Source organism: Variovorax sp. 10N432, assembly GCF_056394465.1.
The window spans coordinates 35982-53631 of sequence record NZ_JBFTHX010000016.1 but is presented as its reverse complement, the minus strand read 5'-3'; the positions used below and the strand labels follow the sequence as shown (position 1 = coordinate 53631).

Sequence of the window (17650 nt, the reverse complement as noted above, 5' to 3'; positions counted from 1 at the left end):
AATTTTCAAGAATCGCGGAAGGCGATAACGTCGCGCCCAATGAACACCAGATCCAAAGAGACCTCCGAACCCGCCGCCCCGCTCGAGAATGTGCGGGTGATCGACATGGGGCAGTACATCGCCGGGCCCGGCGCCGCCATGGTGCTGGCCGAACTGGGCGCGCAGGTGATCAAGATCGAGCCGCTGGCCGGTGACCAGGCCAGGCACATCGGCCGCTATGGCGAGTCGATGATCCGCGCCTACAGCCGCGGCAAGCAATCCATCGCGCTCAACCTGAAGAGCGATGCCGGCCGGGACATCGCGTGGCGCCTGATCGGCGACAGCGACGTCGTCATCCAGAACCTGCGCCCTGGTGCGGTCGACGCGCTGGGCCTGGGACCGGTGGCGGTGCGCGAGCGCTTCCCCAGGGTCATCTACCTGTCGATCTCAGGGTTCGGGGACCTGGGGCCTTCGAGCGAGCGGCCCGGCTACGACATCGCCGCACAGGCGGAGAGCGGCCTGATGTCCGTCACGGGCGAGCCGGACCGGCTGCCGCAGAAGGTGGGCGTTCCGATCATCGACGCCGCTGCGGCGCATCTCGGTGCGCAGGCCGTGCTCGCGGCACTCTACGGCCGCGAGCGGACGGGTGCCGGCGAGACGCTGAGGACATCGCTGCTCGAGGTGGCCATGCATCTGCAGGCAACCACGTGGTGCGACTATCTCGGAGGTGCGCCCGAGCCCACGCGCATCGGCGATGGCCAGCCGAACAATGCGCCCGCTGCGGAGGTCGTGCCGACGCGGGACGGGCACATCGTCCTGTCCGCCTATGCGGACGAGCATTGGACGCGCTTTTGCGGAGCGATGGGACGCGAGTCGCTCGCGACGGACCCTCGATTCCGGACCAACGCCCTCCGGGTGCAGCATCGCGCCGAGCTCCGCATCGTGCTGCGCGAATGCCTCTCGCCCTTCACCAGCGAGGAATGCGTGGCGCTGCTGAGCCGCCACCAGATCGTTGTCGGGTCCGTCCGCAGCTACCGGCAGGTGCTGCAGAGCAAGGACGTCCAGGCCAGTGGAATCCTGGTCGATGCACTTGGCACGACGGGGCAGGGCTACCCGGCGCTGGCGCTGCCTTACCGCCTGGGCGATTCACCGCGCGCCGTGCCGCATGCCGCGCCGGCCTGCGGCGCCGACACGGATCGGCTCCTGGGTGGACTCGGATTCACGGGCCATGACATCGACGCATTTCGCAGCGCCGGGGTGGTGGCATGACGCCGCAGGAGCAGGCCTGCGACGAAGCCGTCGTCCAGTCGCTGCCGCTGTTCGAAATGATGCGGATGCGCGCGGCGACGACCGCGCGTCGCCATCCCGCCTTCGGCTTCGCGGCGCCGAACCCGGGCTCCACCGTGCGATGGGTCAACCAGTTCACTCACACGCACCGTCGTCTCGGGCCCGAGGACAGGGAGGTCGTGAGCCCCAACAACGACACGGTCTACAGCAACGCCTGGCTGGACCTCTCAGAGGGACCGGTCATCATCGAGACGCCCGACATGGGCGACCGCTACTGGACCCTGGGCTTGCTGGATGCATGGACGAATCCGTTTGCCTACGTGGGCCGCAGGACGACCGGCGGCAGGCCCCAGCGCACGATGGTGCACGGGCCCGGCTGGCGCGGCGCCGTCCCGGCGGACGTGACGCTGACGATTGCCGCCCCGGGCGATGACGTGTGGCTCATAGGCCGCCATCTGGTGGAGGACGACGGCGAGGATGCTGCGCGTGTTCGCGAGTCGCAATCCTTGATGCGGCTCGTTCGCCCGGATGGCAGCGACGCGGCCATGGCGGTGGACACATGGATCGACGGGCGGGATACCCGCATCCCCTCCGCCGACCTGTATCTGTCGGTCCTGGACGCTGCGCTCCGCCGCAATCCACCTCTTCCGGGAGAACACCTGGCGTGGCCGCCTGCGCAAGCCGACCTCGCGGCGTCCCTGCCGGCGGTGTACGACCGGCTGCGAACAGGCAACCACCCTCGCGACCTGGGCGGCGGGTGGGCGATCCCGGTGGTGGTAAGAACCCACTGGGGCGACGACTACCTGGCGCGCGCCCGCATCGCTCGCAACTTCATCGGCGCCCTGGGTATCGAGGAGGCGATGTATCCCACCGCGGAAGTGGACGCGCAGGGCGCGCCGCTGGATGGATCGCGGCGATATGAGTTGCGATTCGAGTCGGGCAAGGGACCGAAAGTGGGCGCCTTCTGGTCGCTCACGATGTACCGCCGCAGCGACTGCCTCTTCGTCGCCAATCCCATCCACCGGTATTCGATCGGCGATCGCACGCCGGGCTTGCGCCACGACGCCGACGGCAGCCTTGCGATCCGCCTGCAGGCCGAGGATCCGGGCCCAGGCGTCAATTGGCTTCCGGCGCCGAAGGATGAACCGTTCTACATCGTGCTGCGCCTCTATCAACCGCATGCCGACCACCTGGAACTTCGATTCGACTATCCGCCGGTCCGGCCGGTCTGACACTGTCGAGAAATCTAATCAACGGAGACAAGCAGGAATGACAATGAACCGCAGACAGCTTCTTGCAGCGGCCGCTGCCGGCCTGACACTGCCCTGGAGCGCATCGGGCCATGCGCAGGGATGGCCCGCACGGCCGATCCGCATGGTCTCTCCTTACGGCGCCGGGGGGTCGAACGACATCCTGACGCGCGTGCTTGGCGACTTCCTTTCACGAGGTCTTGGCCAGAGCATCGTGGTCGAGAACAAGTCCGGTGCCGGGACACGCATTGCCAACGAGTATGTGGCCAAGGCGCCTCCGGATGGCTACACGCTGCTCCATGCGGCGGCACCGATCGCGATCGGAGAAGCCCTCTACAAGGACTTGCCGTATGACGTGCACAAGAGCTTCACTTCCATCGCGAGCACGGCCATCGCGCCGCTGTTCCTGGTGGTCAATGCCGAGGCGCCGTACAAATCGCTGGCCGAGTTCATTAAGTACGCGAAGGCCGATCCCAAGGGAGTGACCTTCGGCTCGCCCGGCGCCGGCTCCGCGCCGCACCTGACGGCCGAACTCCTGTTGCGCAGTGCCGGTGTCAAAGGCATCGTGGTGCAGTACCGCGGCGATGCGCCGGCCTACACCGAGCTTCTTGCGGGGCGGATCGACGCCACCTTAACCGCCATCTCGACCGCGGTTCCCCACATCCAGGCCGGCAAGTTGCGGGTGCTGGGTGTCGCGACGGAAGAGCGCACGCCGCTCTACCCGCAGGCGCCGACCCTGCGGGAGCAGGGGCTGCCGTCCGTGGTGGGCTATGGCTGGTACGGCATGCTCGCGCCGGCCGGAACACCGGCGAGCATCGTCGAGCGACTGAATGCCGGGATCAACGCGGCGGTGGGCGACGTCGAGGTTCGCCGCAAGGCCGAGGCCGTGGGACTTCAGTTGCGCGGCGGCACCGCGGCCGAATTCAGTGCCTTCATCGCCAGCGAGACCCGCAAGTGGGCGCAGATCATCAAGTCCGCGAACATCACGGTCGAGTGATGGATCGCGTGGCGGCGCCCAACGCGTGCCGCACGCGCCTCACGGTGCGGCGAGCGAGACCGAGGCGTTCTCGCCACGCAGGGTCCACGGATGCGAATGCGCGCGGCGCTCCTGATGCTGCCGTCGGAACTGCGCCGGTGTCATCCCGGTCCAGCGCAGGAAGGCGCGCCTGAAGTTGGCCGAGTCCGAGAAGCCGGTGATCAGGGCGATCTGCTCGACACTGGCATCCGGCCGCTGCAGGTGCTGGGTCGCCACGCTGTGGCGGACCTGGTCGGCAATGTTCGAGAAGGAGGTGCCCTCGCGAGCGAGGCGTCGCCGAAGCGTGCGCTCGTTCATCTTGAACGTCGAGGCCATCGCCTTCATGCCGGCTCCCGGATCAGGCAGCAGGCGCAGGGCCTGGTAGACCTTTCCCGCGAAGCCGGGAGATTCCTCGACCTCAGCCAGCAGCCCCTCGCAGGCCGACTGGAGCACGGCGGCGGTGAAGGCGTTGGCCAGTCGCGGGCGCATCGACAGCACCTCGCCGCCGAGGTGAAGCTCGTTGCGATGCCAGCCGAATACGCAGGGGCACTGCAGCTGCTCGGCGTACATCGCCCGATGTGCCGGCGCGGGATACGCGAAGCGCGCCAAGGTGGGCCGGACTTCGGGCCCCAGCAGGTCGTGCAGCTGGGTGACGAGCTGGGCGAACTGCTGCTCGAGCACGAAGATGCGCAGGCCGTCGGGCAGCTCGCGGTCTCCGCCGTCGCCAAGCACCCAGAGTGCATCACCCCCGTCGATGCGGGCCTCCAGGGCGAGGGCGTTGGCCACCAGCCCCTGGTAGGTCTCGGCCCGGCGAAAGTAGTCGTCCACCGATTCACAGGACAGCAGCATCAGGCCGTAGGTGCCATGGTCGGGCAAATGCAGGCCGCGACCCAGCTCGAACGACAGGCCCGGCACGGCCCCGAGCGCCAGTGCGTTGCGCCAGACCGCGAGGTGCTGCAGGACCGAGGTGCGGCAAGCGACGTCGTCCAGCGCCGCAGCGTCCAGCCCGGTGCCGGCCAGTACCGCGCCTGCCGGGACGTCCTTTCGCTGGAGCAGCCGGACCAGGGCGGTGATTTGGTATGGAGGGTAGTGCCGCCCCCAGGGGGGCGTGATCCGTTGTGACATGCGTCGGACTCGCCAGGGCCATCGATCCTGGCTGCAGTCTCCGGCGCGATGTGCGCCGCGCCTATGTCGTCATGTCACATAGATCGGGGCGCAACGATGTGAGCACACCAAGGGCCCCCCGGATCAGAACGTGGCGCAAGTGAAGGATTCGGCGGCGTTCACGTCGCCCGTGCCCTTGTATTTGGGCCACGCGGGGTAGTCGCACAGCGGCCGCTTGCGGCCCGGCACCCCTGCCGTGTCGGTGGTCACCTGCGCCTTGGGCGCGGTGCCGTTCTCTGCCCATTGCTCCAGCGCCGTCAGCGAGTCCCAGGTCGCGTTGAACACGGTGCTGACCGCATGGCCGTAGCCCGCGACTTCGTAGTAGCGCGCGAAGCTGTCGACGTAGTTCGGTCCCAACTGCGCCTGCAGGCGCTGGTAGAACTGCTCGGTGGCGCGGGTGCTCACCAGCACGTCCGACAGGCCGTGCGCCAGCAGCAGCTTCCCGCCCCGTGCCGCGAACGCCGACAGGTCGCTGCTGACGTCGAGCATCGTGCTCAATTCGCTGAGGCGGGCGCCCCAAGGGCCCGGGTTCTCGGGGTCGAGGGACAGGGAATCGAACTGGAGGTCGCGCGTGACGCCGTACTTGATCGTCTGGTCGAGTTGCTTGGTGATGTAGGGCGCACCGGCCGGCACGGGCATCGCCGGCTGCTCGGTGCCGAAGTTCAGGAAGGTCACGGTCGGCTGCAGCGGCGAGGGGTTGCTGGTGATGCCCAGGTCCGCACCCCAGACGTTGTAGCCCGGGTACCCGGCGGAGCCGCTGGCGAGGAAGAAGTTGAAACTGGTCGCGGTGTTGATGGTCTTGAGCGCGGCGATCTGCGCGTCCGAAAGGCAGGTGTCGCCTGTGTCGGCACCGTTGGCACAACGCAGCGGCGCGCCGTTCACCGTGGCCACCGAGGGATCGAAGGTGCTGTTGCACCGCAGCTGGTTGCTGACCAGGCCGTCGGCGACGCCGTCCAGTGTGTCGCAGGCCTCCAGCACCGCCTGGCGCAAGAGCGCCCGCTTGGGCGTGTTCGGGTAGGCGCCCGGCTGGGCCAGGGCGCGGCTCATGCGGTGGCCGCCGAGCATCGCCGAGAGCTGGTTCCATGCCGGGTACCAGGCAATGATGCCGTCCCAGTCTTGCGGCCAGCGCTGCGCCACGGACACGGCCTCGCGGCCGCCGGTCGAGCCGCCGGCGAAGTACGACTTCACCGGCGCGCCGGCCGCGTAGCGGGCCTGGATCAGATAGATGGCGGCATCGCGGGTCTTCTTGAGCGCGTGGCCGCCGAAATTGCGGAAGGCCTCGTCGTTGAGCTGGAACTGCCCGTCCAGCGAACCGGCGGCGTTGGCCTGGTGGCCGGAGTCGCTGGCGACAGTGGCGTAGCCGCGGCCGAGGGGCGCAGGCTGGTCGGCCGGGCCCGCGGGCACGTTGCCTGCGACGTTGGGGAGCGTGCCGTCGAAGCCGCCGCCGCCGAACATGACCACCTTCTTGTTCCAGGTGGTGGGCAGCGCAAGGCGGAAGTTGATGCTGGGCGCGTTGGGATCCACCGGTGCGATGCTGCCGAGCACATTGCAGTACTCCGGCAGCGCCGCGGCGCCGGTGCCGGTCGCCGCGGTGACGGTCGCCGCGGTCACCTTGCCGCCGGTGGTGGGCAGCGCAATGGCCGAGGCGGGGATCGCCATCCCGACCAGCTCAGCGCATGCCTTGGGCGTGGGCGCGGCGGGCGGCGAGGCCGGGGGGGATGCGGGCGTGGCCGCCACGGGGGTCGAAGTGGGCGCGGCCAGCAAGCCCGTACCGCCGCTGCCTCCGCCGCCGCAGGCCGAAAGCGTCACGGCGCTCAGGCAGCCGAGCAGGAACAGATGTCGTTGATTCACTGGAGTCTCCATGTTTCGTTGGATGGGGCGCCGTGGTCGGCGACCACACCCAGCGCCTTGGCGGCCGATGTTGATGCTCGGCGTGGCGGCCCGAAAGGTCGTGCGCGGAACGCCAGGAGTCATTTGCGGACAGCGCGGGAAAGCCCCAGGTCGGGTTTTCGAGGGGCGTGCGCGCGCCACCGGGGCGGCGCTTCGCGCGCCCCTATCGACCGGCGAGTCGATGACATCGAGGGGCCTGCAAATGTGTGCGTGCGACACATAGGGCGCACCGCGCGGTTTGCGGAGACTTCCCTCGCATCACCAATGAAGGAGACAAAACCCATGACGGTCGTTCGCCAACTTGTCCGCGCCGCGCTGCCGGCTTCCCTGTTGCTCGCCGCGGCGGCCCAAGCCGCGCCGGTGAAGATCGGCATGGTCGAGACGCTGTCCGGTCCGCAGGCTTCTTCGGGCCAGGCCTACCGCGCAGGCGTGCGCTATGCCATCGACAAGTTCAACGCGTCGGGCGGCTGGAACGGCGAGCCGGTGCAACTGATCGAATACGACAACCAGGGCGGCCCGGCCGGCGCGTCCGAGAAGCTCAAGGCGGCGGTCGCCGACGGCGTGCAGATCATCGTGCAGGGTTCGTCGTCCGCGATCGGTGGCCAGATCACCGAGGACGTGCGCAAGTACAACCTGCGCAACCCCGGCAAGGAGGTGGTCTACATCAACGTCGGTGCCGAGGCGCTCGAACTCACCGGCGAGAAGTGCAACTTCTATCACTTCCGCTTCGCGGGCAACGCCCAGATCCGTGCCAAGGCCCTGGTGCAGGCCATGAAGGAAGCCAAGGCGCTGGGCACCAAGGTCTATTCCATCAACCAGAACTATTCCTGGGGCCAGGACATGGAGCAGGCCATCGTCGACAACGCGGGCGCCGGAGGCTACCAGGTGGTGGACAAGACGCTGCACGACGTCAACAAGATCCAGGACTTTGCACCCTACGTGTCCAAGATCAGCGCCTCTGGTGCCGAGACCGTGATGACCGGCAACTGGTCGAACGACTTGCTGCTGATGATGAAGGCGGCCAAGGCCACCGGCCTCAAGGCTCGCTTCGGCACGGTCTACCTCGACCAGCCCGGCAACGTCAGCAACGCGGGAGATCTGGCGATCGGCAACTTCGTGGTCCATGCCTTCAATCCGGAAGCCGCCGGCGCGGCTGGCGAGCGCTTCGTGGCCGACTACACCGCGAAGATCGGTCACGCGCCGGTGTTCGTCGAGCCGCAGACGGTGTTCGGCCTCGACATGGTGACCGATGCCCTCAAGCGCACCAGGCCCGTCGGCGGCGCGCTCGACGTCAACGCCTTCGCCAAGGCGCTGGAAACCGGCAAGTTCATGACGCCCATGGGCGAAATGAGCATGCGCGCGGCCGACCACCAGGTGCAGATGCCGCTGGTGGTGTCGGTGGTGTCCAAGGACGCGAAGTACAAGGCCGACGGAACCGACATGGGGTTCAAGCCGGTGAAGGTGTTCAGCGCCGAGGCGATCTCGGTGCCTGCGCAGGCGAGCTGCAAGATGCAGCGTCCGGGCTGAGTCCGGTACCCTTGGCACCCAACGGAGACCAACCATGTCCTCATCTCTCGAAGGCCAGCTCGCCTGGATCACCGGTGGTGGCAGCGGCATCGGCCTTGCCGGTGCCATCGAACTGGCACGTGCGGGCTGCCGTGTCGTGATATCGGGTCGCGACCCGGCCAAGCTGGAGGCCGCTCTGGCCACGGCGCGGCGCGACGGCGTCGATGCCGATGCCGTCAGCGCGATGCCGATGGACGTCGCCGACAGGGAATCGGTTCAGCGGGTGGCCCAGGCTGTCCACGCGGCGCACGGCCCGGTGAGCATCCTGGTCAACAGCGCCGGCATCAACTTTCCCAAGCGCTACTGGGGCGACACGGACGGCGAGACCTTCGACAAGGTGATGGCCGTCAATCTCCATGGCGCGACCTATTGCACGCTGGCGGTCATCCACGGCATGCGCTCGCTCGGGCGTGGCACCGTGATCAACGTCGCCTCGTTCGTCGGCTGGCACCTGACGCACCTGACGGGCCCGGCCTATACCGCGAGCAAGGCCGGCATGATCGCGCTCAGCCATTCGTTCAACATCGAAGAGGGCGTCAATGGCTTGCGCGCCACGGCCCTGTGCCCGGGCGAAGTGGCGACGCCGATCCTCAAGTCGCGCCCCGTGGCGCCGAGCGACGAGGACATGGCGCGCATGCTGCAGGAAGAGGACCTGGGGCGCACCATCCGCTTCATCGCCGAATTGCCGCCGCATGTCTGCGTGAACGAGCTGGTGATCTCACCGGTGTTCAACCGGCTCTACCTCGGGGGGAAGGAGTTCGGGCGGCGCTAGGCTATGTCGGCCGCGGGCGGGGCTTCAGGCTGGCGCATCAGGCTCCACAGGCGCAGTGCCATGTGGATCTCCAGCGCCCGCGCGGCGTTGCCCCAATGTCCCAGCATGTCCTCGATGGTGGCGAGCCGTTGACGCACCGTGTTCACGTGGATGCCCAGGCGCTGCGCAGTGGTCTTGGCGTTCTGGTTGCCGTCGAAGTAGTGCAGCAGCGTGGACGCCAGCTGGGCGTTCTTCTTGCGGTCGTGCGAGATCAGGGGGCCGATGGTTGCCTCGAGAAAATGCGACAGGCTCGCCTGGTCGTGCGTCTCGAACAGCGCCGAGTAGAGCGCCAGCTCGTTCTGGCCGATCACCTGGCCCTGGATGCCCAGCCGTCCCAGCACGCCCAGGGCGCGCCTGAGCGTGGCATAGAGCTGAGGGAGCTCGGCCGGCGACGCTGCCGGCCGGGAGAGCACGCCGCGATGCATCGCGCCCGCATTGCGGCGCGCCCAGGCCGAAAATTCCTGTCGCAGGTCAAGGGCCCGCGGTGCGCCGCAGACGATGACCAGCATGCCGTCGATCTCGTCGATCAGCGTCCGCTCCATCGACGCCATGGCGCGGAAATAGCGCGCCGCGTAGCCGGCGCCGGGTCCCTCCATCTCGACGAGCAGGAGGGTCAGCGGCTGTGACAGATCGAGACCCAGGCTTTCGGCGCGGTTGACCAGCACGGCCCATTCGTCCTGGCGCGGCGACACCAGCGTGCGCAGCAGCGCCGAGACATTGCGGCTCTTGGCGGCTTCCATCCGTTCCTGCGACAGCAGCACGATGCCGATCACGCTGGAGCTGCGCTCGAAGGTGCGCACCGCGACCTCTTCGAGTGCGCCTCGATGGAAGAGCGCGATCGAACCCAGCACGTCGTCGCCGCCGATGACCGGCATCACGCGGCAGCATTCACCGTCCACCTCGAAGGCCTGGACGGAACGGCCCGCCTGGCGGCTCGACCGCAAGGCGTTCACCAGCTCTGCGCTGCGCCCGCCGTGCGGCTCGTAGCCTTGTGCGCCGAGGCCTGCATAACTTGTCGCGGCACCCTGGCTGATCACCTGCGCCGCCTCGTCCAGCACCACCAGGCTGCCACCGAGCAGTTGCGCCACCGACTGGCACAGCGTGGACAGCGATGCGCCGCGGGCCAGCAGCGAGGTCATCTGCTCGTGTGCGTCCGCGGCGGCCTGGATGCCGCGCAGGTGCCGCTCCAGTTCGGCGCGGGTCGCATCGGCCTTGTCCAGCGCTGCGCGCACCGCCTCGAAGTCGCGTGCGTTCTTGAGCGCGACCGCACCGTGGGTGGCCAGGGTGCAGAGGATGGACAGACTCTGCGTGGTGTGGACGCGGTGGTAGCGGTCGGCCACGAACAGCAGGCCGATGACCCCGCCCTCCCAGATCAGCGGCACGCCGACGAGGGCGGCGATGCCGTCTTCCCGGAAGATCTCGTCCAGCCCGGCATCATGCGTGAAGCGCGTGTCGTGCAGGTAGTCCGCCGTGGTGAAGGGCAGGTGCGTGGACATGACCACGCCTGCGACACCGCGATCGCGCAGCGTCACCATGTCGGACACCCGCGGCGAGATGGCACCCTGCGCCACCAGCACGCGGAATTCGTCGCGCGCGGGATCGTGCACCGACAGCCACGCCAGGTCGGAGCCGAGCAGCTTTCGGGCGCGCGCCACGATGGCGCCGAGGAGGCTGGCGAGGTCGAGCCGGCTCGAGAGTTCCTGCGCCGACTCGATCACGGCCAGCATGCCGCTTTCGCGTTGCTGGAGCAGTTCGAGGCGGTTGCGCACGGCCATCGCCATGCGCACCGCCTCGACCAGGTTGGACTTGCCGGGCCGGCTGGCGGGCAATGCATCGACCTCGGCCATGCATTGCGCGAATTCGTCGCTGGGCGTCCCCTGGTGCAGCAGGCGAACCAGCTGCAAGGCGATCTGCTCGCCGGTCTCCTCTTCATTGGTTCTCATCGTGCTGTCTCGCGTTCTCGTGCCGTCGGGGAGATGCTGTCCCCGTGACGAGGCTAACAGACGGAGTCGCCGCTTGCACGGGGGGCGATGACATCGAAGCCGGGGAAAAAGTGTGCGCCCGACACATAGGGCGAGACGTGCGCCACGTGGAGACTCGGTCAGACGACGCGGCGCCATGGGTGGCGGCGCGCAAGTGTGGAGGACCCCCATGCCGCTGTACGAATCCCTTCGACCCCTGCCGGAACTGCGCGTGCTCGTGACCGCCGGTGCCAGCGGCATCGGCGCCTGCATCGCCCGTGCCTTTCACGAGGCCGGGTCGCGGGTGCACGTGTGCGACATCGATCGCGCGGCATTGGATCGCCTGGTGACCGAGACGCCCGGCATCACGGGCAGCATGGCCGACGTGTCGGTGGCCGCCGATGTCGACCTGGTGTTCGACGACGTGCGCGGCTGCCTGGGCGGCCTGGACGTGCTGATCAACAACGCGGGCATCGCCGGGCCGACCGGACCCATCGAGAGCTTCGACGCCAGCGGCTGGGAGCGCACCGTGTCGGTCAACCTCAACAGCCAGTTCTATTTCGCCCGCCGCGCCGTGCCGCTGCTGAAGGAATCGACCGCCGATCCCGTGTTGATCGCGATGAGTTCGGTGGCGGGTCGCCTGGGCTATGCCTTCCGCACGCCGTACGCATCCACCAAGTGGGCCATCGTGGGCCTCACCAAGTCGCTCGCCATGGAGCTCGGCCCGCAGGGCATTCGCGTCAACGCGATCCTCCCCGGGGTCGTGGAGGGCGAACGCATGGACGGCGTCATCGCCTCGCGTGCGGCTGCGCTGGGCCTGGGCGTCGAGCAGATGCGCGAGGAGTACCTGCGCAAGATCTCGCTGCGGCGCATGGTCAGCGCGAGCGACGTGGCCGCGATGGCGCTCTTTCTGTGCTCGCCGGCGGCGCGCAATCTCAGCGGCCAGGCCATCAGCGTCGACGGCAACCTCGAGTACCTCTGAGCCATGGACTGGATCATCTTCTCGCTCCTCAACGGCGTGATCCATGGATTGCTGCTGTTCATGGTCTCGGCCGGGCTCACGCTGATCTTCGGGATGATGGGCGTGCTCAACTTCGCCCACGCCTCGTTCTACATGCTGGGTGCCTACTTCGCCTACACGATGCAGGGCATCGTCGGCTTCGCGCCGGCGGTCGTTCTGGCCACGCTGCTGGCGGGCGCGGTGGGCGCGGTGGTGGAGCGTTGGTTCCTGCGCCGCGTGCATCGCTACGGCCACGCGCACGAACTGCTGCTGACCTTCGGTCTGTCCTTCATCATCGCCGAGACCATCAAGCTGTTCTTCGGCAACTACCCGGTGGACTATCGCATTCCGCCCGCGCTCGACACGGCGGCCTTCGTGATCGGCAGCCAGCAGTACCCGGTCTACCGCTTGCTGATGGGGGGCGTGGCGCTGGCGATGTTCGCCGCGATCTACTTGCTGCTGACCCGCACGCGGGTGGGCATCGTCGTGCGCTCGGCAATCTACAAGCCGCGCATGGTCGAGGCGCTGGGGCACAACGTGCAGCTGGTCTTCATGGGCGTGTTCGGCGTCGGCGCCGCGCTGGCGGGCCTGGCGGGTGCCATCGCGGGCGCGTTCTACACCACCAATCCGAACATGGCGCTCGAAGTGGGGGTCATGGTGTTCGTGGTGGTGGTGGTGGGTGGGCTCGGCTCCCTGGGCGGCGCGATGCTCGCCTCGCTGCTCATCGGCGTGCTGACCTCATTGGCGGTCGGCGTCGACCGCAGCCTGGCCGACGCGCTGGCCCTGGTGGGTGCGGGCGAGTGGGCCCGCAGCGCGGGTGGCCTGCTCACGCTCAAGCTGTCGAGTCTCGCGGCCTCGCTGCCCTTCGCCCTGATGCTGCTCGTGCTGCTGCTGCGCCCCTCCGGCCTGATGGGCGAGAAGGCCTGATGACGATGCGTACCCCGCTCCTGCCTGCGCTCGCCGCCGTGGCCGTGCTCGGCGCGCTTCCGGTCCTGCTGCCGGCCGGCCTGCTCAACGCCTCGATCCAGGCGCTGATCGCGGCGCTCTTCGCCTGTGCCTACAGCCTGCTTGCCGGACGCGCCGGCATGCTCTCCTTCGGCCACGCGGCCTATTTCGGCGTCGGCGCCTTCGCCACGGTGCACGCCATGAACGCGCTCGGCGGCACCGGGCTGCTGCCGACGCCCCTGATGCCGCTGGTCGGGGCGCTCGGCGGCCTGGGCTTTGGCCTGATCGCGGGTTGGTTCGCCACCCAGCGCAGCGGCACGGCGTTCGCGATGATCACGCTGGCGATCGCCGAACTGCTGCACGCGCTGGCGCCGCAGCTCAAGGGCTGGTTCGGCGGTGAATCGGGCATCTCGACCATGCGCATGCCGGCCTGGTGTCTGAGCTTCGGTTCGACCACGCAGGTGTACTACCTGACGCTGGCCTGGGTGCTGGTCTCGCTCGCCCTGCTGTACTTCCACACGCGCACGCCACTGGGCCGACTCACCCTGGCGCTGCGTGAAAACGAGCATCGGCTGCGCTTCCTCGGCTACGACGTGCATGGACTGGGCGTGTCGGCCTTCGCCGTCTCGTCGATGTTCTCCGGCATCGCCGGCGGCCTGCAGGTGTTGGGCAACGAGTCGGCCAACTACGTCGTCTTCGACGCCGGCGTGTCGGCGACCGTGGTGCTCAACAGCTACATCGGCGGCGTCGGCAGCTTCCTCGGCCCGGCGCTGGGCGCTGCGCTGATGAGCTTCTTCGGCTACGCGGTGTCCGACACCACGCCGTCCTGGCTGCTCTACCAGGGCGTCCTGTTCGTGCTGGTGATGATGTTCATGCCCGAGGGGCTGACCGGGCTGGTGACCGCGACGCTGAGGCTGCTCGGGCGCCATGGCGTCATGGCGGTACTGCCGCTGGCCTTGAGCGCGGTGGTCGCAGGACTGCTGCTGGCGGGCGGGTCCGTCTTCCTGGTGGAGATGCTGCAGCGGCTCTGCTCGCAGGACTATCGCTCGCTCGCGCGCATGAGCGGGACTGCGCCGCCGGTGCAGCTCTTCGGTCGCGCCTGGTCGGCCGCTGCGGTGGGCACCTGGATCGTGCCGGCGGGCCTGCTGGCTGCGGGGGCGCTGATGGCCGGCGTGGTGCAACGCTGCCGTCGCGGGCTGGCGCTCGCGGCTTCGCCCGAAGTCCCGGAGCGCGCGGCAGCCCTGAGTGAACGAGCCCTGCCATGAACGATCCCATTCTTTCGCTGCGCGGTCTGCGCAAGTCCTTCGGCGCCACCGAGATCATCCGGGGTGTGGACCTCGAGCTTCGCCCCGGCGAGCGGCGCGCGCTGATCGGTCCCAATGGCGCCGGCAAATCGACCCTGTTCCACCTGGTCTCGGGCAACCTCGCTCCCACTTCGGGCGAGGTGATCTTCGACGGTCAGCGCATCACCGGCTGGGCGCCGCAGCGCATCAACCGCCTCGGGCTGTCGCGCTCGTTCCAGATCACCAACATCTTCCCGAAGCTCACGGTGTTCGAGAACATCAGGCTGGCGCTGATGCGTCATCACGAGCGGCAATACACCTTCTGGCGCGTCATCGACCGCCTGGCCGGATTGCGCGCGGCCACGGAGACGCTGCTCGAGAAGGTGCGGCTGCAGGCCCAGGCGCAGACACTGGCTGGCGAGATGTCCTACTCCGAGCAGCGCTCGCTGGAGCTGGCGATGACGCTGGCGTCCGACCCCAAGGCGATCCTGCTGGACGAGCCCATGGCCGGCATGTCCAGCGAAGAGACCCACTACACGATGGAACTGATCCGCGAAGTGACGGCCGGGCGCGCCCTGCTGATCGTGGAGCACGACATGGACGTCGTGTTCGCCCTGGCCGACCGGATCAGCGTGCTGGTCTATGGCGAGGTCATCGCCACCGGCACGCCGGAGCAGATCCGCAGCCACCAGGGCGTGCGCGAAGCCTACCTGGGCGAAGAGGCCGCGGCATGAACGCACCAGTCCCTGCGCTCCTGCGTGTCGACGACCTGCAGGCCCACTATGGCAAGAGCCATATCCTGCGCGGCGTCAGCTTCGGGCTCGCGCGCGGCGAGGTGCTGAGCCTGCTCGGGCGCAACGGCTCGGGCCGCTCGACCACGCTCAAGGCCATCATGGGCCTGCTGCCGCCAAGTTCGGGCCGCGTGTGGCTAGAAGGCCGGGAACTGGCCGGCGCCAAGCCCCATGCGATCTGCCGATCCGGCCTGGCCTATGTGCCGGAAGAGCGCGAGGTGTTCGCCAACCTCACGGTGGACGAGAACCTTCGAATGGGCGAGCAGACGCCGGTGCAGGGTGCTCGGCGCTGGACGGTGGCGCAGATGTTCGAGTACTTCCCCCGTCTGAAGGAGCGCCGGAACACCAAGGCCGGCAGCCTCTCGGGCGGCGAGCAGCAGATGCTCACCATCTGCCGTTCGCTGCTCGGCAACCCGCTGGCCATCCTGATCGACGAGCCGACCGAAGGCCTGGCGCCCAAGATCGTGGCGCAGGTGGGCGAGTGCATCCAGGACATGCGGCGCCAGGGCGTGTCGGTGGTGCTCGTCGAACAAAAGCTGGCGATCGCGCTGAAGGTGTCGTCGAGGGTGTGCGTCATGGGGCACGGCCGCATCGTCTTCGAGGGCTCGCCCGCACAGTTGGAGGCCGACCGGGGACTGCTGTCCCAGTGGTTGGCGGTTTGATGAACAGGAGCAAATCAATGGCCCAAGGCCAAGAGAAAGTCATCATCACCTGCGCCGTCACGGGCTCGGTGCACACGCCGACGATGTCGCCCTGGCTGGCGCTGACGCCGGAGCAGATCGCCACCCAGGCGATCGAGGCCGCCGAGGCCGGCGCGGCCATCCTTCATCTGCATGCGCGCGACCCTCTGGACGGCCGTCCGACTGCCGATCCGCGCGTGTTCGACCAGTTCGTGCCCCGGATCAAGGCCAGCACCGATGCCGTCATCAACATCACCACCGGTGGCAGCACGCGGATGACGCTGGAGGAGCGCCTGGCCTATCCGCTGCAGGAGAAGCCCGAGATGTGCTCGCTCAACATGGGCTCGATGAACTTCTCGGTGCATCCGCTGGCGCGCAAGTACAGCCAGTGGCAGCACGATTGGGAGAAGCCCTACGTGGAGGGCATGGAAGACCTGATCTTCCGCAACACCTTCCGCGACATCAAGCACATCCTCCAGGTGCTGGGCAAGGAGTGCGGCACGCGCTTCGAATTCGAGTGCTACGACCTGGGCCACCTCTACAGCCTCGCGCATTTCGTCGACGAAGGCCTGATCGAGGGGCCGCTGTTCATCCAGGGCGTCCTGGGCATCCTGGGCGGACTCGGCGCCGACCCCGAGAACCTGGTCACGCTCAAGAGCACCGCCGACCGCCTGTTCGGCCGCGGCGGCTACCGCTTCTCGGTACTCGGAGCGGGTCGGCACCAGATGCCGCTGCTGACCATGGGCGCGGTGCTCGGCGGCAACGTGCGTGTGGGCCTGGAAGACAGCCTGTACCTTGGAAAGGGTCAGCTTGCACGGAATTGCGCCGAGCAGGTACGCAAGATTCGACGCATCCTGGACGAGTTGTCGCTGGAGGTGGCGACGCCGGAAGAAGCCCGCGCCATGCTGGGCCTCAAGGGCCGGGCCGCGGCGGCATCCTGAACACTGAAGTTGGAGAAGTCGTGATGAAGAAACTCTTGTCGGGCCGGGTGGCCATCGTCACCGGCGGGGGAGGCGGACTGGGCCGTACCCATGCGCTCGAGCTGTCGCGCCACGGTGCGCGCGTCGTGGTCAACGACCTGGCCCACGAGCGCAACGCCGCAGCGGCGAGTGCGGTCGCGGACGAAATCCGGCGGGCAGGCGGCGACGCCATCGCGCTCACCGGCGACGTGACGCGTCCCGACGAGATGGAGGCCATGGCGGCGCACGCCTTCGAGCGGTGGGGGCGCATCGACATACTCGTCAACAACGCTGGCATCCTGCGAGACCGCAGCTTTGCCAAGATGTCGCTCGAGGACTTTCGCCTGGTGATGGACGTGCACGTGATGGGCGCCGTGCACTGCACCAAGGCGGTGTGGGCGCGGATGCAGGAGCAGCAGTACGGCCGCATCGTGATGACGACGTCGTCCTCCGGCTTGTACGGCAACTTCGGCCAGTCCAACTATGGCGCGGCCAAGATGGCGCTGGTGGGCCTGATGCAGACCCTGGCCCTGGAAGGCGAGCGCCGCAACATCCGCGTGAACTGCCTGGCGCCCAGCGCCGCCACCGCCATGACCGAGGCCATCCTGCCGCCAGAGGCACTGGCGCGCCTGACGCCCGAGGAGGTGAGCCCGGGGCTGGTGGCCCTGGTGGGCGACGATGCACCGACGCGCATGATCCTGTTGGCCGGGGCGGGCAGTTTCGAGTGCGCGCACGTCACGATGACCCAGGGCGTGCACCTGGCCGACCGAGCGCGCTCCGGAGAGGCGCTGTGCGACCAGTTGCAGGAAGTCAGCTCGCGCGCGGGGGAGGTGGTGCCGGCGACGGGCTGGGAACAGTACGAGCTCGAGGTGGCAAAGGCCTCGGCGAGCCAGCGTCGATCCGCCGGGGCCGTGGCGTCGCTCTAGCGATCCGCACGGCCTTGACCGGCGGCCTTTTCGAAACTGGAGGTAAGGTGGCTTCTTTGGCCAGCCCGTGAGGGCAGCAAGGAGAAGCGATGAGAAGCTGCGGTGAAGCCATCGAAGACGGCCATGGGCTCCTGGCGCCCGCG

General features: G+C 68.3%; 15 protein-coding genes. 12 read left to right on the top strand and 3 right to left on the bottom strand.

Going from position 1 to position 17650, the window contains the following annotated elements; genetic code table 11:
* Window positions 1-39 precede the first annotated feature (39 nt).
* The 3 genes from AC1DF3_RS19490 to AC1DF3_RS19480 are packed head-to-tail and all read left to right on the top strand — an operon-like array spanning window position 40 to window position 3513.
* A complete protein-coding gene (locus AC1DF3_RS19490) occupies window positions 40-1248 on the top strand; it encodes a CaiB/BaiF CoA transferase family protein (protein WP_478140537.1) in 1209 nt (402 codons plus the stop codon).
* The gene (locus AC1DF3_RS19485) at window positions 1245-2498 is read left to right on the top strand and encodes a DUF1254 domain-containing protein (RefSeq protein WP_478140536.1); all 1254 of its coding nucleotides are present in this window, start codon (window positions 1245-1247) and stop codon (window positions 2496-2498) included. The genes AC1DF3_RS19490 and AC1DF3_RS19485 overlap by 4 nt, the downstream gene beginning before the upstream one ends.
* 37 nt (window positions 2499-2535) lie before the next feature.
* Complete coding sequence (locus AC1DF3_RS19480) at window positions 2536-3513, top strand: Bug family tripartite tricarboxylate transporter substrate binding protein (RefSeq protein ID WP_478140535.1); 978 nt, start codon at window positions 2536-2538, stop codon at window positions 3511-3513.
* Window positions 3514-3552: 39 nt separating this feature from the next.
* On the opposite strand, the gene AC1DF3_RS19475 is transcribed toward AC1DF3_RS19480, so the two are convergent.
* Window positions 3553-4656: an AraC family transcriptional regulator gene (locus tag AC1DF3_RS19475; protein ID WP_478140534.1), complete on the bottom strand. Its 1104-nt coding sequence runs from the start codon at window positions 4654-4656 to the stop codon at window positions 3553-3555.
* 123 nt (window positions 4657-4779) lie between these two features.
* The gene (locus AC1DF3_RS19470) at window positions 4780-6558 is read right to left on the bottom strand and encodes a tannase/feruloyl esterase family alpha/beta hydrolase (RefSeq protein WP_478140532.1); all 1779 of its coding nucleotides are present in this window, start codon (window positions 6556-6558) and stop codon (window positions 4780-4782) included.
* Between the two features lie 309 nt (window positions 6559-6867).
* Here AC1DF3_RS19470 and AC1DF3_RS19465 point away from each other — a divergent pair, with 309 nt between their 5' ends.
* Together AC1DF3_RS19465 and AC1DF3_RS19460 are read left to right on the top strand one after the other, a co-directional pair.
* Complete coding sequence (locus tag AC1DF3_RS19465; protein ID WP_301811464.1) at window positions 6868-8112, top strand: branched-chain amino acid ABC transporter substrate-binding protein; 1245 nt, start codon at window positions 6868-6870, stop codon at window positions 8110-8112.
* Between the two features lie 34 nt (window positions 8113-8146).
* Window positions 8147-8923: an SDR family oxidoreductase gene (locus AC1DF3_RS19460; protein ID WP_478140531.1), complete on the top strand. Its 777-nt coding sequence runs from the start codon at window positions 8147-8149 to the stop codon at window positions 8921-8923.
* Here the strand turns inward: AC1DF3_RS19460 and AC1DF3_RS19455 are convergent.
* On the bottom strand, window positions 8920-10905 hold the full coding sequence (locus AC1DF3_RS19455) for a helix-turn-helix domain-containing protein (protein WP_478140530.1): 1986 nt from the start codon (window positions 10903-10905) through the stop codon (window positions 8920-8922). The genes AC1DF3_RS19460 and AC1DF3_RS19455 overlap by 4 nt on opposite strands.
* 208 nt (window positions 10906-11113) lie before the next feature.
* On the opposite strand from AC1DF3_RS19455, the gene AC1DF3_RS19450 reads away from it, so the two are divergent.
* From AC1DF3_RS19450 to AC1DF3_RS19420, 7 genes are read left to right on the top strand one after another with little or no spacing between them, the layout of a single operon-like run.
* Complete coding sequence (locus tag AC1DF3_RS19450; RefSeq protein ID WP_301811470.1) at window positions 11114-11905, top strand: SDR family oxidoreductase; 792 nt, start codon at window positions 11114-11116, stop codon at window positions 11903-11905.
* Between the two features lie 3 nt (window positions 11906-11908).
* Window positions 11909-12850 carry a branched-chain amino acid ABC transporter permease gene (locus AC1DF3_RS19445; protein ID WP_301811475.1) on the top strand — a complete coding sequence of 314 codons (942 nt, stop codon included), beginning with the start codon at window positions 11909-11911 and terminating at the stop codon, window positions 12848-12850.
* Window positions 12851-12855: 5 nt separating this feature from the next.
* Complete coding sequence (locus AC1DF3_RS19440) at window positions 12856-14133, top strand: branched-chain amino acid ABC transporter permease (RefSeq protein WP_478140601.1); 1278 nt, start codon at window positions 12856-12858, stop codon at window positions 14131-14133.
* The gene (locus AC1DF3_RS19435) at window positions 14130-14885 is read left to right on the top strand and encodes an ABC transporter ATP-binding protein (RefSeq protein ID WP_478140529.1); all 756 of its coding nucleotides are present in this window, start codon (window positions 14130-14132) and stop codon (window positions 14883-14885) included. The genes AC1DF3_RS19440 and AC1DF3_RS19435 overlap by 4 nt, the downstream gene beginning before the upstream one ends.
* On the top strand, window positions 14882-15604 hold the full coding sequence (locus AC1DF3_RS19430) for an ABC transporter ATP-binding protein (RefSeq protein WP_478140528.1): 723 nt from the start codon (window positions 14882-14884) through the stop codon (window positions 15602-15604). The genes AC1DF3_RS19435 and AC1DF3_RS19430 overlap by 4 nt, the downstream gene beginning before the upstream one ends.
* A 17-nt stretch (window positions 15605-15621) precedes the next feature.
* Window positions 15622-16563, top strand: a complete 942-nt coding sequence (gene kce / locus AC1DF3_RS19425; RefSeq protein WP_301811482.1) for a 3,5-dioxohexanoate:acetyl-CoA acetone transferase — start codon at window positions 15622-15624, stop codon at window positions 16561-16563.
* Window positions 16564-16586: 23 nt separating this feature from the next.
* Window positions 16587-17507 (top strand): SDR family NAD(P)-dependent oxidoreductase, encoded by a 921-nt coding sequence (locus AC1DF3_RS19420; protein ID WP_478140527.1) that lies wholly within the window; start codon window positions 16587-16589, stop codon window positions 17505-17507.
* Window positions 17508-17650: the final 143 nt, after the last annotated feature.

Excerpts from the sequence above, each read along its gene's own strand:
- AC1DF3_RS19490 (WP_478140537.1), top strand. The coding sequence starts at position 40 with ATGAACACCAGATCCAAAGAGACCTCCGAACCCGCCGCCCCGCTCGAG.
- AC1DF3_RS19465 (WP_301811464.1), top strand. The coding sequence starts at position 6,868 with ATGACGGTCGTTCGCCAACTTGTCCGCGCCGCGCTGCCGGCTTCCCTG.
- AC1DF3_RS19430 (WP_478140528.1), top strand. The coding sequence starts at position 14,882 with ATGAACGCACCAGTCCCTGCGCTCCTGCGTGTCGACGACCTGCAGGCC.
- AC1DF3_RS19475 (WP_478140534.1), bottom strand. The coding sequence starts at position 4,656 with ATGTCACAACGGATCACGCCCCCCTGGGGGCGGCACTACCCTCCATAC.
- AC1DF3_RS19420 (WP_478140527.1), top strand. The coding sequence starts at position 16,587 with ATGAAGAAACTCTTGTCGGGCCGGGTGGCCATCGTCACCGGCGGGGGA.
- kce (WP_301811482.1), top strand. The coding sequence starts at position 15,622 with ATGGCCCAAGGCCAAGAGAAAGTCATCATCACCTGCGCCGTCACGGGC.
- AC1DF3_RS19485 (WP_478140536.1), top strand. The coding sequence starts at position 1,245 with ATGACGCCGCAGGAGCAGGCCTGCGACGAAGCCGTCGTCCAGTCGCTG.
- AC1DF3_RS19470 (WP_478140532.1), bottom strand. The coding sequence starts at position 6,558 with ATGGAGACTCCAGTGAATCAACGACATCTGTTCCTGCTCGGCTGCCTG.
- AC1DF3_RS19435 (WP_478140529.1), top strand. The coding sequence starts at position 14,130 with ATGAACGATCCCATTCTTTCGCTGCGCGGTCTGCGCAAGTCCTTCGGC.
- AC1DF3_RS19445 (WP_301811475.1), top strand. The coding sequence starts at position 11,909 with ATGGACTGGATCATCTTCTCGCTCCTCAACGGCGTGATCCATGGATTG.
- AC1DF3_RS19450 (WP_301811470.1), top strand. The coding sequence starts at position 11,114 with ATGCCGCTGTACGAATCCCTTCGACCCCTGCCGGAACTGCGCGTGCTC.
- AC1DF3_RS19480 (WP_478140535.1), top strand. The coding sequence starts at position 2,536 with ATGACAATGAACCGCAGACAGCTTCTTGCAGCGGCCGCTGCCGGCCTG.
- AC1DF3_RS19460 (WP_478140531.1), top strand. The coding sequence starts at position 8,147 with ATGTCCTCATCTCTCGAAGGCCAGCTCGCCTGGATCACCGGTGGTGGC.
- AC1DF3_RS19440 (WP_478140601.1), top strand. The coding sequence starts at position 12,856 with ATGCGTACCCCGCTCCTGCCTGCGCTCGCCGCCGTGGCCGTGCTCGGC.
- AC1DF3_RS19455 (WP_478140530.1), bottom strand. The coding sequence starts at position 10,905 with ATGAGAACCAATGAAGAGGAGACCGGCGAGCAGATCGCCTTGCAGCTG.